16 protein-coding genes are annotated in these 15,047 nt (G+C 59.2%); 8 read left to right on the top strand and 8 right to left on the bottom strand.

Annotated elements, in window-relative coordinates; genetic code table 11:
• Positions 1-45: 45 nt before the first annotated feature.
• The gene (locus GGD61_RS25110) at positions 46-528 is read right to left on the bottom strand and encodes a universal stress protein (protein WP_183231444.1); all 483 of its coding nucleotides are present in this window, start codon (positions 526-528) and stop codon (positions 46-48) included.
• A gap of 579 nt (positions 529-1,107) precedes the next feature.
• Here GGD61_RS25110 and GGD61_RS25105 point away from each other — a divergent pair.
• Positions 1,108-1,791, top strand: a complete 684-nt coding sequence (locus GGD61_RS25105; protein WP_183231443.1) for a hypothetical protein — start codon at positions 1,108-1,110, stop codon at positions 1,789-1,791.
• 218 nt (positions 1,792-2,009) lie between these two features.
• On the opposite strand, the gene GGD61_RS41680 is transcribed toward GGD61_RS25105, so the two are convergent.
• On the bottom strand, positions 2,010-2,372 hold the full coding sequence (locus GGD61_RS41680; protein WP_409362472.1) for a GreA/GreB family elongation factor: 363 nt from the start codon (positions 2,370-2,372) through the stop codon (positions 2,010-2,012).
• A gap of 392 nt (positions 2,373-2,764) precedes the next feature.
• Here GGD61_RS41680 and GGD61_RS25095 point away from each other — a divergent pair, with 392 nt between their 5' ends.
• The 4 genes from GGD61_RS25095 (at position 2,765) to GGD61_RS25080 (ending at position 5,143) form a co-directional block, all read left to right on the top strand.
• Entirely contained in the window at positions 2,765-3,124 is a 360-nt protein-coding gene (locus GGD61_RS25095; protein ID WP_246786043.1) for a PAS domain S-box protein, read from the top strand.
• 248 nt (positions 3,125-3,372) lie between these two features.
• Positions 3,373-3,885, top strand: a complete 513-nt coding sequence (locus GGD61_RS25090; protein ID WP_183231441.1) for a hypothetical protein — start codon at positions 3,373-3,375, stop codon at positions 3,883-3,885.
• Positions 3,886-4,224: 339 nt separating this feature from the next.
• On the top strand, positions 4,225-4,707 hold the full coding sequence (locus GGD61_RS25085; protein WP_183231440.1) for a hypothetical protein: 483 nt from the start codon (positions 4,225-4,227) through the stop codon (positions 4,705-4,707).
• Between the two features lie 49 nt (positions 4,708-4,756).
• Positions 4,757-5,143 (top strand): DUF488 domain-containing protein, encoded by a 387-nt coding sequence (locus GGD61_RS25080; RefSeq protein WP_183231439.1) that lies wholly within the window; start codon positions 4,757-4,759, stop codon positions 5,141-5,143.
• 1,305 nt (positions 5,144-6,448) lie between these two features.
• On the opposite strand, the gene GGD61_RS41675 is transcribed toward GGD61_RS25080, so the two are convergent.
• From GGD61_RS41675 to GGD61_RS25060, 4 genes are all read right to left on the bottom strand, one after another.
• On the bottom strand, positions 6,449-6,892 hold the full coding sequence (locus GGD61_RS41675; protein ID WP_183231438.1) for a universal stress protein: 444 nt from the start codon (positions 6,890-6,892) through the stop codon (positions 6,449-6,451).
• Positions 6,893-7,523: 631 nt separating this feature from the next.
• On the bottom strand, positions 7,524-7,931 hold the full coding sequence (gene rnk / locus GGD61_RS25070; protein WP_246786029.1) for a nucleoside diphosphate kinase regulator: 408 nt from the start codon (positions 7,929-7,931) through the stop codon (positions 7,524-7,526).
• A gap of 55 nt (positions 7,932-7,986) precedes the next feature.
• Entirely contained in the window at positions 7,987-8,496 is a 510-nt protein-coding gene (locus tag GGD61_RS25065; protein ID WP_183231437.1) for a GreA/GreB family elongation factor, read from the bottom strand.
• 13 nt (positions 8,497-8,509) lie between these two features.
• Positions 8,510-8,803, bottom strand: coding sequence for a phasin family protein (locus tag GGD61_RS25060; RefSeq protein WP_183231436.1), 294 nt, complete (start codon positions 8,801-8,803; stop codon positions 8,510-8,512).
• 778 nt (positions 8,804-9,581) lie between these two features.
• Here GGD61_RS25060 and GGD61_RS41470 point away from each other — a divergent pair.
• The gene (locus GGD61_RS41470) at positions 9,582-10,001 is read left to right on the top strand and encodes a GreA/GreB family elongation factor (RefSeq protein WP_183231435.1); all 420 of its coding nucleotides are present in this window, start codon (positions 9,582-9,584) and stop codon (positions 9,999-10,001) included.
• A 122-nt stretch (positions 10,002-10,123) separates the two neighbouring features.
• Here GGD61_RS41470 and GGD61_RS25050 read toward each other — a convergent pair whose 3' ends face one another.
• Positions 10,124-10,978 carry a LysR family transcriptional regulator gene (locus GGD61_RS25050; RefSeq protein ID WP_246786028.1) on the bottom strand — a complete coding sequence of 285 codons (855 nt, stop codon included), beginning with the start codon at positions 10,976-10,978 and terminating at the stop codon, positions 10,124-10,126.
• A 235-nt stretch (positions 10,979-11,213) separates the two neighbouring features.
• Between GGD61_RS25050 and GGD61_RS25045 the strand changes: the two genes are divergently transcribed.
• Together GGD61_RS25045 and GGD61_RS25040 are read left to right on the top strand one after the other, a co-directional pair.
• On the top strand, positions 11,214-11,513 hold the full coding sequence (locus GGD61_RS25045; protein ID WP_028141328.1) for a hypothetical protein: 300 nt from the start codon (positions 11,214-11,216) through the stop codon (positions 11,511-11,513).
• 436 nt (positions 11,514-11,949) lie between these two features.
• Entirely contained in the window at positions 11,950-13,389 is a 1,440-nt protein-coding gene (locus tag GGD61_RS25040) for an FAD-binding oxidoreductase (RefSeq protein WP_244550582.1), read from the top strand.
• A 246-nt stretch (positions 13,390-13,635) separates the two neighbouring features.
• Here GGD61_RS25040 and GGD61_RS25035 read toward each other — a convergent pair whose 3' ends face one another.
• Positions 13,636-14,958, bottom strand: a complete 1,323-nt coding sequence (locus GGD61_RS25035) for an FAD-binding oxidoreductase (RefSeq protein ID WP_183231434.1) — start codon at positions 14,956-14,958, stop codon at positions 13,636-13,638.
• Positions 14,959-15,047 lie beyond the last annotated feature (89 nt).

The following is a 15,047-nucleotide window of genomic DNA, read 5'->3' as shown; positions in this document are numbered from 1 at the left end:
CAAATAGCAAGAGAGCCGACAGACGGGAGATTTTGAACACGGAGTTCATGCTTTCCTCCTCGCCTTCGGTTGCGATATCGGCGCGACGCTGCTCGCCGTCCGCTGGGGCTTAACGGCGATGAGAACGCTGCAGGGTGGTTGATGCAAGATCGATTCGCCGACCGACCCGTTCAACCAGCGCGCAAGGGTCCCTTGATCTCGATGGCCCACAACAATCAACTTGGCGCCCATTTCCCGGGCAGAGAGCACTATCTGCTCGGCCGGCCTTCCATACCGGATCTCGCTGGTCGCGATGCAGCCAGCGCGCTGGAAACGCTTGACGCCTTCGTCGAGCACCTTCTGCATCACAAACTGCTGATTTTGGGGGATATAAGTCATCGCTTCCCCGATGAGCATGCTTTCGGCAGCGTCGACAATCGCCAGAAGATGAACCGTCGCACCGCACCTTGATGCCAACGTCTCGGCCTGCGCCAGTGCCTCGCGGCCATCGGGCGAGCCGTCGAAAGCCAACAAGATTTTCTTATACATGTGGGGTTTCCTTTCCATACTTGTGCGCGGCCAGAAGCGACACGCCTGACCGCCGACGCATCCGGCAATCTTGGCCCTATAGACGGCGCGAGCGGCGGGCGCCCTATCGACACGTTCAAGCTGCTGGAGCAAGGATGGCCGATAGCCATTGAGCCTTCAGGACAGTGTCGACACCATCGACCGTCGAAGGTCCGCAGAAGCGCTCTGAAAAGAGCACCTACTGAAGTTTGCGTCATCTCGGCATTCCTCTGCAGCACGCGGTCGGCGCCAACGATCTGCACGATCAAGCCGTAATCAACGTATGTCTGGGATCAAGTTTGACAAACGAAAAGTATCAACAATTGATATCGGTTTTGTTGCTGCGGGGTCTCGCATGACAACAACGCACAATCCGAGAATGCTCTAAGACGTGACATGTGACGAAGCGACAAGGGTGTCGACGCTGTCCGTTTGAACAGCCACCTGCATCGAACTTGCATTGAACTGTCAACGAATTTCGTTTGCGTCGTTCAACCACGGATGAATACAGTTCTCGCAAGCACACAACAAAGCGGCTCAGGTCCGCCCAAGGAGGTTTCGATGTCGCGAGACGTAGTACGCCAGCTTGCCCATCGTCGTCAGCTTCTCACCGTCGGCGCCGCTATCGCCGGTCTTCTGCCTCTCTCCAACAGCGCGTTCGCGGCCGGCAGGCGCTCGCGCTTCAACAAGGGAAAAACGCGAACCGACAAGACTTCCGAGACGGCGGCCACGCTTCGCGATCTTTGGATCGGACACATTTTCTGGGTAAGAGCCGTCTCGCTCGCGACGATCGAAAAGCAGGGAACGATCGCAAAAACGGCAGAACGACAAGCCGTTGCCAACGCTCAATCCCTCGCTGCGGCCATCGAGCCATTCTACGGCGCAGCGGCCAAGGACGCCTTCTTCAAGCTCCTTGCGGGGCACTATGGTGCCGTAAAAGCCTATCTTACAGCGACGGTCGCCGGCGACGCCACCAGGCAAGGCGCGGCAACTCAATCTCTGACTTCGAACGCTGAGCAGATTGCAAACTTTCTGAGCAAGGCAAACCCATATCTGCAGAAGGATGCAGTGAACGGCCTGCTCCAGGCCCACGGTAGTCATCACATCCAGCAGATCCAGCAATTGACCGATCACCAGTACGACGCCGAGGCTCAAACCTGGGAAGAGATGAAGACTCACATCTATCAAATCGCAGAAGCCACCGCCGACGCTCTAGCAAAGCAATTTGCTGAGAAGTTCTCCTGACCTTCCACGCAGACAACGAGCACGGAGAAGCACTGCTCGTTGCCGCGATCCATTCTTGCCGGCACGAGGGGCCAGAACTAGCCAAAGAGACGGGCCGAGCCCTGCGGGGTCGGCTCGAACGAAACGGCGTTCAATCGCATGTGAAGCGCGACCTCGACAGCACGGACATCATGCGCGGCCATGCGACGCTGAAATTGTGTCGCACGGAACCGAACCCTTCATGAACGGGACTGACTGCGCGATACATGCCGATCAGCACGGGCTGGCGATCTTGCCGAACTCGCTGTCGACCGGAGGACAGTCACGCTGCACGGCTCGCCAATTGTTGAACACCATTCGACCGAGTGGCCTTCCGACAGTCCTATCAAGGCTGCTCCTAGGGGACTCAATACCGAAACCGCGTTCGGTTGTCTCGACGTTTCGTCGGGCATGACGAGGACGACCTGCCTTGTCGTGCCGGTAACATTATCGCGCACGTCCACATGCGAATTGACTGCTACGACGTTCTTTGGAAGCTCGTCATCAGGGACGATTTTCGCCCGAGATATCTCCCGTAGTACGTTCGACGCGGACGACTCCATACGGCAGTTCGTCAGCGCGGAGATGGCGATTGCGTACAGCCTGTCTCGGTCCGCCTCTGAAAGCATGACTGGAGGAAGTGCAATCGGATGGCCGTCGGGCGTATTCATCGCGAACTCCTGGCGGGTCGAATGTCGCAATTTTCGCTCACGGCTCGCTCAACACAAGCGAAAAACATTGCGCATCACGATCAAGAAAATTGATCTATCCTCCTGAATCTGACGCTAGAGCGTCGCCTCCGATGTGTTCAACGGTTCAAGCGCCGCCACCGTGAACTCCGGCGCCTCGCGAGAGTTGACGACCGACCGCCCGATCAGGGCTAGACGATATCGTTCACCAGAGGGCCCCATGCAAAACGAACTGTTGTCTGAGGCAATTCTCGATCAAATTGCCGATGCCGTCATCTACGCAGACCGATCGGGTGATATCGCGCGATGGAACCGCGCTTCGGTGGCCATGTTCGGCTTCCCCCTCGGAAGAGGCGCTCGGACAACGTCTCGATCTGATCATTCCAGAGCATCTCCGCGCTCCGCACTGGCGGGGCTTCGACGCAGCGATGTCAACGGGCGTAATGAAGCTGCAAGGTCGTCCGACCTTGACGCGAGCCCTGCATAAGAGCGGACGCAAGCTCTACGTCGAGATCACCTTTGCCCTCGTGAAGGGCGACGACGACAACGTGCTTGGCGCGGTCGCCATGGCCCGGGACGTGACCGAACGCATCGAGCGAGAGCGTTCTACAGCGCGCACGACCTGACTTCGACCGTCATAGCCGATCTCATCTTCGCTTCATGGGGGCAAAGTCAAGAAGGCGCGACATGTGCCTGGCACAAGCGCACCCCCGCGCTCTCACAAGCCAACAACATTCTTGATGCAAATTTACAATACTTTTCGCTTGTAGAACTCGGCCGAATGCCCGGTACTGATGCGCGGCAGCCCAAGACATCGATGGCCCAATGAGCCAAGGACTGCAGATCCTTCTCGTTCTCGCAGGGAAACGACATTATGCGGAAAGCCCGGTTACCCCAACAGACAAACGCAGACGTCACAATCCGGCAGCTTGCGCCCTCTCCTCTCAAGGTGAATGCACTCGACTCCAGCTACTTCGGCTATTGGTCCAAAGAGGAGATACTGAGTTTTCTCAAGCAACTGCTTGAATGGGAACACATCGGCTCGGCCGCATACGCGGCGATCGGTCGTGCGGCCTGCACTCGTCTTGCAGACCTGGCCTTGGAGGCCGAAATGGGCCAGGGAGCGATTTGCATCCTGCTCAGAAAGGAGATTGCCGCGAGAGGCGGGACCGGCATGCTTCGCGCAAGGGCGGCGGACGCAATTCCCAATATCGATTGCAGCCTCCGAAGCCGGATCAGATTTGCAAGCCGCAATCAGGCCATGCTGGCCGACATGATCGAGGATGCCGTCGTGGATATCTTCGATTCCAAACTGAATGCGAAGCTCATCTACTTGCTGCTGCTACACCGCAAACAAGTCGAGCAGCTTGAAGCCATGGCCGCATAGCCCGCGTGGGGCCAGCAGGTCTTTCGTGTCGCGCTACACATGCAAAAACGAAGGGAGATTGTCGTGACCGCCAGAGATTCTTTTGCACAGCGGGAGAAGAGAGAGATTGACCGTCAACTGAATCGGGAGCTGGAGGACACATTTCCGGCGAGCGATCCCCCCAAGATTACCCGCTTTTGCGCGAAATCGCATGTCGCCACGGACGATACATGGCGGGGCGCCCGTGTGCCCAAGTTGCGACTGAAGCACAGATCACTGCTGTGATGTTCAATCAAAATCCGCCGACGGCGCGCAGGACGCCGCAGCGCCGATGAGGCAATGAGGTCATGGGAGGATATCATGGCCGGACTGTGCGGTCTCGACTCTCAATACGACGCATTCCTGTTTGCCTCCATATGCGAGACAGACCAGAGCAACTTGAGCGTCTTGTCACTACTCGCGCGCCAGGACGTCGATCCCTGGCAGGAGGCGGCTCGCCTAACCAACCTTTCAAAGGCTCAGGCAATACAGAGCTTTGCCGCGACGATTTCACAATCGAAGAGCGAGCGATGGTCTCCGTCGGACGCTATCGTGCTGGCTGGTCGCTTGATCGATCTATTGCCGTCGCATGGCCGTCCCTCATCGGCCGCGCCCTGGGCAGAAGATGGAATCGGTGGGTTGACGGTGTGGGTGGTCGTCGGGGCGCTATTCATCTCGATCGCCATTTCGGGAAACAACATGCGGAATTCGACCAGGGAATCCGGCGAGCCGATCAACGTCGTCAGCAAGACTGCACAGGCGGATACGGCCGCACGATCATCGAGTAGAATCGTTACAGATTAGATCGTCGTTCGGAATCGAACGGACCGGTCGAGAGAAGGGAGAGACATCGATGGGAAGCAAGATTGTCGCGGAGAACATCAAGTTGAAGCGCGCATACGATGATGTTCACTCCGGTGACGGCACGCGAATTCTGGTAGACCGACTTTGGCCCCGCGGTGTCAGGAAAGTGGACGCGGCGATCGACCTATGGGCCAAGGATATTGCGCCTAGCACCGGGCTGCGGAAGTGGTTCGGGCACAATCCCGATCGTTGGCCCGAGTTCCGCCGCCGCTACTCGGAAGAGATGCGCCAGCACCGCGAGCGGCTTGACGAGTTACGCGCCCATGCCCAACGGGGGCGTATTACGCTCGTTTTCGCAGCGCATGATGCTGCTCACAACGATGCCGTCGTTCTTAGGGAGCTCTTGCTCGGCCGGAGCACCTCCGGAGCGTCTTAGTCTCGCTCGCATTCAAACCGTAACCGAACGCGATGCGAGCCATGACTACTCCTGACTAGCAAGGCTTTCTCGCGACCTCGATGGATCAAAGCCAAGTTCGCGCGGCGGATATTTAAGAAACACCTAATCGCAGCGCCCGCCCACCTGTATCGGTGCGTCTCCGGCAATCAAGAACCGCTATGACTGCGCCGTCCTCATGGCCCAGCACCGCCGCCGGCAGTGGGAATTCAAAGAAGCCCGCTACAGTGAGCCGCCGGGCGCGCCGCTTCCGAGTGGGACGCTCATGGTGATGCCGACATTCGCGCGCGCCAATGCTGCCGCCTAGTTCACGCCTTGTCACATCGGCCGGCGAATTTTGCTTTTCGTCGGAGTGCTGATTGCTGCCGCATCTAAAACCTCGACCGAGTGCTCCTATTCGGCGCCGCGATCCGTTCGCACATCCTTTTCACGCACGACGCCGATCACATTGATCACCCTCATTGGCGCCAGCCGTCTGCGCGGAGAGAATGGGGGAAGAACCGTCAGGGCGCCAATGATCCGCGGCCGCGGAAGCCACGCGGGCCGGACCGTTCTAGCCTACCTGCTTTTCCTAGCTGGAGCAGGGCGCGTGATTTTCGGCGGATCGCTCGCGGGGAATGTTTGTTCCAGCTGCCTGTCCAATTCCATCATCCAGTTCCCGCCTCTCGCGCTGTTCTCGGGTCTCGATTTCTCTTGTCACGGTTAATCTCTCCTATCTCGGCGGGCATCGACGCCCGCTGACCTGTTCTCCGCGACCGCGCTGAATGCGCGGCTTGCTCTGCGGCTACCCTCTCGCGAGGTCATCGTCCGCGACGTGGACGATGTGCAGTCGTGCTTTTGCCGGGTTGTGCGAGCATGCCCGGCTGCCGCAAGGCACGACTCGAGCTGGTGGAAACGTCTGTCGCAATATTTATTTCAACATCCTCGGGGGCTGTCAGCGCAAGACGAGGCCCCCTGTTTCACTGCGGGCCCAGATTGGGGGCTTCGGACACCCAGGCGCGAGCACGCGATGCGGCGCACGCCCGGTTCACGAGCAGATTTGTCGACACCCCGAGCTGCGAGAATGATTGGATGCTCCATCAAACATCATTGCTCTCATGTATGCTCTAAAGACGCGATCCCAAGGCAGCTGTGGACTTTTGCCGCACAGTCACACTACTGAGAATTCGATTCAGGCGAGCATCATCGATCGGCGTCAGACCAGGAGGGGTTGGTGGTGCGCCGGGGTTCGACAAACGGAAATGCTGAGGCTGCGCGCTCGGTAGCCACGTCTGATGCTCATGGGCGTTAAGCTGCTTGCGTGCGCTCAGACTTCGCCACCACAAGCACGCTGCATGGCAGTTGAGGCAAGGTCGATCCATCTGCCAGGCCATTCAAGTAGCGGGCAAGCGGTCCTTGATCTCGGCGACCGACGATAATCAGGTCCGCGCCTATCTCAACGGCCGCGAGCATTATCTGTTCTGCCGGCCTCCCATAGTTCAGCTTGCCTGCTGCGGCGCATCCGGTGCCCCTGAGCTGCCTCACGGCCTCGTCGAGCAGTGCCCGCGCTTCAGCCCCCTGATTCACGAAAAACGATGCCGCTCCCTCGACGGTGAGCATTCGCTCGGGCGAGTCAACGATCGCAACGAGATGAACTGTCGAACCGCACGCGACTGCCACATTCTGGGCATGAACGAGTGCGTCGCGGCCATCCGGTGATCCATCAAAAGCCAGGAGAATCCTTCGGTACATCAGAGTCCTTCGTTTGACATACGTTGAAGCTCGGAACAACGACGGCCCCGCAATGGTTCCTCGGGTGCATGGTTTGTCGGCATTTTTCCCGCTCCTGGCGCGCGCACCACGCTGAGGTCAACCTACAGATCAACATTTGACAAACGAAAACCATCATCGGTTGATGCCGATTGGCCGAATGAGAATGGCGCAAGACTTCTTCAGTCTAAACGACCATAGGCGCACGACTTGCCGGCTGTCGCACCTAGCATTCTTGTCGATCAGAACTGACAACATTTTTCGTTTGCAAGACTAGCACAATGGACGACAACTCAGGAGGCCCCATGGGGACGCCGAACGCGGACAATCGAAACGGATGCAATGCCTCTGCCGCTCGAAAATTTCGCCAAGCATGCGATGGGCACCCCCGCGCTCACAGCGCCCCAACTGACATTGCTCCTTTTGGCAATTATTGTCTGCCTGGGCATTGCCCTCGTGTGGACCCTTTGGGAGATCGAGCACGAGGCGAATCCAAGACACGATAGACATCGGTCGGATTAGGTATAGCCAATCGCAACCCTGCAACGAGCTGATTGGATCAAAGGGGGCGCGATGGCATCCATCGCGCCCACGTTCTCTCCTCAGCGCCCGACTATTCTTCGCGGCCGACCTTGAGCACGGCGAGCTCGCGACTTTCGCCGGTTCTGGTGCGGAACGAGATCATCTGTTTGACCGAAAGCCCCAGAAGTGCGGCGCCGACCGGCGTCAGCACGGACACACGTCGGCGTGCAATATCGGCATCAAGCGGATAAACTAGAACTATCTCTTGAACCTTTCCGGTCTGTTCATCCCGAAACTTCACCTTACTGCCGAAACTGACGATATCGGGACGCAATTTGTCTGCCGGGAGGACATGCGCCCGCTCGAATTCCTCCCGAAGATATTCGCATACCTCGGCTAGCGGCCTGCTTGCCATCGACGAGAGCGCCGATAGTCTGGTGAAATGATCAGCATCTATGGCAATCGGCGGTCTCATCTCAGCTACTCTGTCGCGCTGCATTTCCCACTCCTCAAGTCTTATCGAGCGATCCAGCTCTCTGCCAACACATCCGCTCCTAAGCCGCCTGAGGGCCGTCGTCATCGGGCTCCGGAGAGCTAGTGGAAGCCCGACCGGCGCTGCGGCGGGATTGTGCCGGAAGCAACACGGGTGCTCCCGCCGGTGCCAGGACGCCCTCGACAATGACGGAATGAAGCCCGCCCTCGATACTGAAGAACTTCATACGCTGCCCAACGCTCATTCCGAGAAGGGCAGCACCAAGCGGTGAGAGAACCGATAGTTCCGTCAGACCGTTTCTAAGATCGTGCGGGCACACCAGGATTTTGCTTTCGGACTGCCGACCACCATCGACCCTGTAGGTCACCCACTCGTTGAGACGCACAGTACCATCCGGTACCTGGTTCGTATCGAACACGACGGCCCGACGAATCTTCGACATCAGGAATCTGCCAACCGGATGACGTTCTTTCACGGCATCATCGGCTAACCGTTCAAGGCGCGCATGGTCTCGTCGCGCTATGACGATCGAGGGCAATTGCTCGGTGGAATCGAATCGGATGTTTGACATCGCGCAATACTCCTCAGCTTTCATGAGCTGGTAAGACGCCTTCGTCCGCCTCTTGGCGTTCAAAGGGGGCTAGACATATGCTTCGCATCCTCCGGGTTAGGTCGATCAGATTGTTCGCGTGCTGCCCCAGCGCACCTATCTGATTTCGATAATACGCGTCTGAAACCTCGATCGCTTCCATTCCAGTTTTGGCGCCTGCAAGTCGGGCAAGATATGCGAATGACTGCAGCGTGTTGTTACCGGCCAGTTGCACGGTTTTGCGACTATGGTCCGCAATGGTCGCAACTGCGTCGTTCGCGGCGTTCATGTACAATCGCCCGTACTCTCTCGCCTCTGTCATCGCTTGACTCCTTCGGTGTTAGCTCGATATTGCGTCCAGTTGCCGGTCGCCAACTGAGCAAGCTTCGTATCGCGGCGCACCATCGCCGACAGGCTCATGTCAAACGAGCGCGCGGCGCGTGCTACGCACCTCGTGACAGAGCAGGAAAGATTGTTGTGAAAATAGTTTTGCCCGGACAGTCATTAAGGCTGCCGGGTCACCTGCCAATTTGCAGGTGGCCCTCGACGCGATGTTGTTGATCGAGCGCAATGATAGTCATGCCCACATACTTGACGCGACGGTCCGCTAAATCAAGATACTCAGTTTGTCCGCGCCGTTTTGTCGCGAACCGCTTCGTACCTCCATACTTAGACACCTTCCGATCTCCGCGGAATTGAACCGCGATGAGATACGGGCTTGAATTCCCATCGCGGATCAAGTTGGTCCTGCGCGTGAAACCCAGGCCTGAATCAACAACCAACGAGGTAGCTCTCGCCTGACATCTCAGACAACAAAGCGCGGATTCGTGATCTGGATAGCGCATCATTCGGCGAACGCAGAGGACCCCACGGTCGTGCGGTCACGTTGGCCCTGCAGCAGTTGCACGGCGCGCTTTGTAGCTCTTATCGTTGCGACTTTTGCCACGCTGCCGCATTGGATCTGTGTCGCTCAGCCCAGCGTTTCCATTGCATCGAACGGTCAAATAAACTCGTTTGTCGTTGAGGGCGGCCGATGGGAAGATGCTGCTCTCCGGGAGAAGAGTACCATGACCGACGCTGGACAGAGACGTCCTGACCGACCGTCCATAGTTCTGACGAGAATGGACCGACAAAAGCTCCTCAGGCTGCTTCAAGACTTGCCGACGACGAGCGTCGATACCGATTGCCTTCTTCGAGAGGAGATTGATCGCGCCGATATGATTTCCGACACCGCCGCATGGTGTTCGGCCGTCAGACTCGGATGCGAGGTGAAGTTCGTCGAGCTTGGAACCTCACATCTTTGTCGCGGTCGTCTCGTTCTTCCGGACGAAACCAGAACCGATCACTGCATCTCCGTTCTAAGTCCGATTGGCACCGCCCTCATTGGACTTGGACCTGGGCAGTCAATTCATTGGACCGAGCGTGGTAGGGAACGAAGCCTCGCGGTGCTTGAAGTGCGAGCGAGCGAAGTATCACCGCCGACCTAATCGGCGGCACAGCGCGTCCATGTACGGTGGCGGTCTTGGTGACCGTCGGCATTAGCGCTTCGCCAATGCTGACGCGATTGCACGTGCTCTTGCTGAACGAGTCGCCACGCTTTCCTGTCGAGCTACTTCCCGACGCTTGCAGCCTTGCGCAGCGCGACGAGTGCCGCCTTCAACGCCGCGGCATCAACATTTGTCGCGTGTGTGGCGTAAACGGGGAATGAGAACCGAGGCGCGCCAGGAACCAGGTGAAGTGAGCCCTCGGCAAGATATGACTGAACCGCATGCATTCGGAAGTACCCGGAACCTCCCTCCACGAGGATATAGCTCAGCGCAAGCGGACCGAGATTTGTTACGAGACTCGGCACGGTTTCCGGAAAGCTCACTGCATGATGAAGAGCGAACTCAGAACCCCATTCGACGTGAACATATCGAGGATCGTTCTCGTGATACTTCGCGAGATCGGTTGTCACGAGAACGAGTTCTTCCTCCATGACCAGATCGACCTCCAACCCTGGTCGATGTTGGGGAGCGTACATGATCGCGATATCTACAAGCCCGGCAGCAACGTGCGTAATCAAATCCTGAGGAACGTCGACGTGAACGCGAAGCGCAATGTCCGGGTGTGATCGCCTCAACGCCCTGACCCACTCGATTAAAAGCGGCCGCCATAAGCTGACTTCGCTTCCAATCGTCAAGACAGCGCTGTGTCCTTCCGGCACAGCCACTTGCTGTTTTGCGCGCTGCCACAATTGTACGAAAGTCGGTGCGAAACGAAGGAACTGTTCGCCAGCCGGCGTGAGGCTCGCACCGCCCTTGTTTCTAACGAACAGCGGGCGCCCGAGCTGCTGCTCGAGGAGGCGCACACGTGCGCTGACCGTGGTCTGCGCGACATGCAAACGGTCGGCAGCTTTGATGAAACTACCGGTTGACACAATCTCGATGAAAGTTCTGGCGAGTTCGATATCCATCGTTTCCATAGCATAATCGATGTAGCAAAATGTCAATTCAATTCATTTATTTGCTTGATCGTACGATGGGCGGGAATTGACCTACGGCCGAGCCATTCCTCATGGTCTGCCTGGCCGACACAACGGATTGGCCATGCAACGGGGAAACCACTGAGCTGGCGCGCGACGTAATGGCAGGCAAGCGCCGCCGCAAGAAAAGGCCGTCCCGATCCCACAGATCAAGATCGAGTCCGACCGCATCTTCTTGCCAGAGGCCGGCTGGATCCCGATCGCGATCCATCGACCGATCGCCGGCAAGATCAAGAACGTCACCGTGTCGACCATCGCCGGCGGATGGTCCGTGTCGGCGCAAACGGCGCTAGAGGCTATCATTCCGGTCAACTCGCGCCCCGCGGTCGGGATCGACATCGGAGGCGTCCAGTCGACGGCTCTCTCCGGCGCGACAGTGTTCGGCATCGCGCGACCAGCGCAAACCGAACTGCGCGGCTGGAGGCGCCTCTCGGACCATCCATCGCGCCAGGAACAACGGGTGGTCGTAATCTAGAACCTGAGGTCAAGCAGATGGCGAAGACAAGTCGCGGCAGAAGCTCCCGGGTCGAGCCAGACGATCGGCAGGAAACGCCGGTCGATATCGAAATATCTGGAGATGCCGAAGTAATCTGCGCAACCGATCAAAGACGGCGGAGAGAGTGTCAGTCAACCCCCATGGAAATATGTACCGTTTTTCAATTCAGCACAGAGCAACCTACGATCTTGGCTACGGTAGCGACGCCCCACTTCAAGCATCAGGGATAGATGACCCGTGAAGTCATCGACTACTTCTCTCAAGTCCCAGACGCCTCGCGAGAAAGTGTTCGACGGCGGCGCAAGCTGCCGACAATCGTAGTAATTCAGCATTGGTTTCTTCTGAATGACCCTCCAACGGCAGCCAATGCGGCACAAACGCGCAAAGATGGCCCGATGCCAATCGGGAGCTGAGCATGTCCCAGTCAGTACACGTTCGGGCCTTTCGCGACCTTGTCGGCGACGGAGGCGTCGTTGACGACCCGGAGCGGATGGCTACCTACACGACGGATCAACGCCAGCTCTCCACGGGCTCGACGTTTGCCGTGCTGAAGCCGGCGACGACGAAGCAAGTCGCCGACATCGTGCGGCTGGCGGCGCATCATGGTATCGGAATCGTTCCGCAGGGCGGCAATACCAGCTACTGCGGCGGTGCGACACCGGACGCTTCCGGACGCCAGATTATCGTGAGCCTCGAGCGGATGGACAGGATTCGCGAAGTCGATCCCGTCTCCATGAGCATCTCTGTGGACGCCGGCGCCATCCTGAAGAACGTACAGGACGCCGCGGCGGCCACCGGACTTCTGTTGCCGCTCAGCCTCGGCGCGGAAGGCAGTTGCCGGATCGGCGGTAACATCGGGACGAATGCCGGCGGGCTATCGGTCGTCAGGTACGGAATGACGCGTGATCTGCTGCTCGGAATTGAGGCGGTGCTGTCGGACGGCACGGTGGTCTCCGACATGCGCAAGCTGCGGAAGAACAATACCGGCTACGATGTCAAACAGTGCTTCGTCGGAAGCGAGGGGACTCTGGGCATCGTTACGGGCGCAGTGTTGCGTCTCGCGCCCCTGCCGACCCGCCGCGCGACTGCCTGGCTGAAGCTCGCGAGCGGCGCGCCGCTCGCCGAGCTTCTCGCTCTGGTCCGTCGCGAATCCGCGGACCTGCTGACCACTTTCGAATTCATGGCGGCCCGATCCATCGCGCTTGCGACCGACGCAATGACCGACCCGCGCTCCCTTGGAGCGGGCCCAGCTGGCGCCGTCCTCGTCGAGTTAGCCTCTTCCTCACGTCATCTCGATCTCGACGAACTGATGGAAGCCGTACTGGCCGAGGCGATCGAGTCCGGATGGATCGAGGACGCACTGCTGGCGCAGAGCGGATCGCAGCGGACCGCGATGTGGCGGCTCCGCGAGACCATCCCCGAGGGCGAGAAGCGCCGGAACGGGTCGGTCAAGCACGATATCTCGGTACCGCTTTCCTCCATTCAGCGCTTCCTAGATCTGGCCGGCTCACAGGTGCGAGCATATGACGCCGACCTTGAGCTCTCCGTGTACGGCCATGTCGGCGACGGCAATCTGCACTACAACGTGCTCGTTCCCGCCGGCGTCGACCGCATCGAGTTCACCAAGCGGATCGAAAGCAGCCTGTCTCTGCAACTCTACGATACAGCCGCAGCGCTCGGCGGCACGTTCAGCGCGGAGCATGGCGTCGGCCGATTCAAGAAGCATCTTCTGGAGCGGTACGGCGATCTCGGGCGCATCGCGGCGATGCGCCGGATCAAGACCGCCTTTGATCCGGCGGACATCATGAACGCTGGCGCGATCGTCTGCCCATTGGGAGAGAAGTCTGCCCGTTGAACCATCGGCCGGCGAGTTGGCGATCCTTTCCAAACGGTGGGTCTTCGGCCGATGCACCTCGATCAGCCAAATCGTCTTGTCCATAAAGAAAGAGCCACTCCGAAGGAGTGGCTCAAGTTGGGGAGGAAACGCCCCTTAGGGACTGCTAAATCGCGATCAGGTCCCGCACGCGGATAAGGATCTTCGAGCACAGCTCCGAATCCTTTGCTCGCCACGGTACGTCGGGCCTGACGTCCGGCTCGATCTTCAGATGGCGGCGATGTCCAGCTTGGAACCATCGACCAGACGCGACAGCCGGAACGGCGTCGGATCGACGCAAGGCGTGTCGTTGACGACAAGCTCTGCGGCCAGATAGCCGAGCCCCGGGCCCAGACCGAAGCCGTGACCCGAGCAGCCCGCCGCGAGGACGAGGCCATCCACCCCGCCCACCTGCGATACCACGGGCACTGCGTCCGGCGTGCAATCGACGAAGCCGCCCCAGGCGCTATCGATCTCTATTTCGCCGAGTTGGGGGAAGGTTTTCCGGACACTCTCCACCACTTGGCTCTCCAGCCATTTCAAGGGCGGAGGGTCCAGCACGCGATTCTGTTCGAAGATCCGGTCGTCGTTGGTCAGCAGCGCCGGCAATGAATCCGGCCCCGAAACGAACGATTGGCCGATGCCGAGCCTGACGTTCTTCAGGCGACGCAAGAACTGCGGCATGAATTCCCGGCTATACCGGATGGCCTGGGGCGTGATTTCGAGGTTCGCCTTGCCGCTGATCGCAAGCGTGTAGCTGCCGTCCAGTCGGCGCGTAATCGTGCAATAGGGTGTGGAGACCGCCTCGCCTATGTTGATTGTCGGCGTGGAACGCAGCGCGGTCTGCCGGATGCTCGCTTGGGGGAAACTGATCCCGAGCGGCCGAAGGAAGCGCGAGGACCAGGCGCCGGCGGCGCACAGCACAGCACTGGTTCTGATGTAGCCCTTCTCCGTGTGCACGCCCGCAATCCTGCCATTGGCCAAGCCGAGCGCCCGCGCGGCGCATCCCTGGTGGATCGTGGCGCCCAGAACTCTAGCCCCCTCAGCGATAGCCGGCGCGGCGAGCGCAGGTTCGGCCTTGCCGTCTCGCGCCGAATAGGTCCCGCCGACCCATTTGTCGCGCGCTTCGGGGACGCGCTCGGCCACCTCGGCCCGGCTGAGCACGCGGGTATCGACGCCGTATTCCTTGGCGACCTCGCGCCACTTTTCCCAGCCCGCGAGCACAGCCTCGTCATGGGTCGCATAGACGAGACCGCAGCGACGAAATCCAAGGTCCCGATTGATATCGCGCGTGAGCTCGTCCCACAGCCGCATGGAGAGCACCGATAGCGGCAGTTCGCGGCGGTCGCGGTTCTGCTGGCGGCACCAACCCCAGTTTCGGCTCGATTGTTCACAGGCGACGTGGCCCTTCTCGAGGAGCGCCACGGAGAGGCCGCGCTTCGCCAAGTAATAGGCGGCCGTAGAGCCGAGGATGCCGCCGCCGACAATGACGACGTCGGCCTCGGCCGGGAGACGCTCATCGCTGTGAATGCGCTCGACGTGGGGCGACATGTTCCAACGAACCTCGGCTGCCAAGAATACGGAAGCAAAGTTTCCGATCAGCCCTTCATCGCATCGTGCGCTCGGTAGAATGTGCTGAA

It is taken from the genome of Bradyrhizobium sp. SBR1B (genome assembly GCF_014198205.1).
In the GTDB taxonomy this organism is placed as follows: Bacteria; Pseudomonadota; Alphaproteobacteria; order Rhizobiales; family Xanthobacteraceae; genus Bradyrhizobium.
Note: the sequence above shows the minus strand (reverse complement) of the source record. Positions and strands in the feature narration are given on the sequence as shown.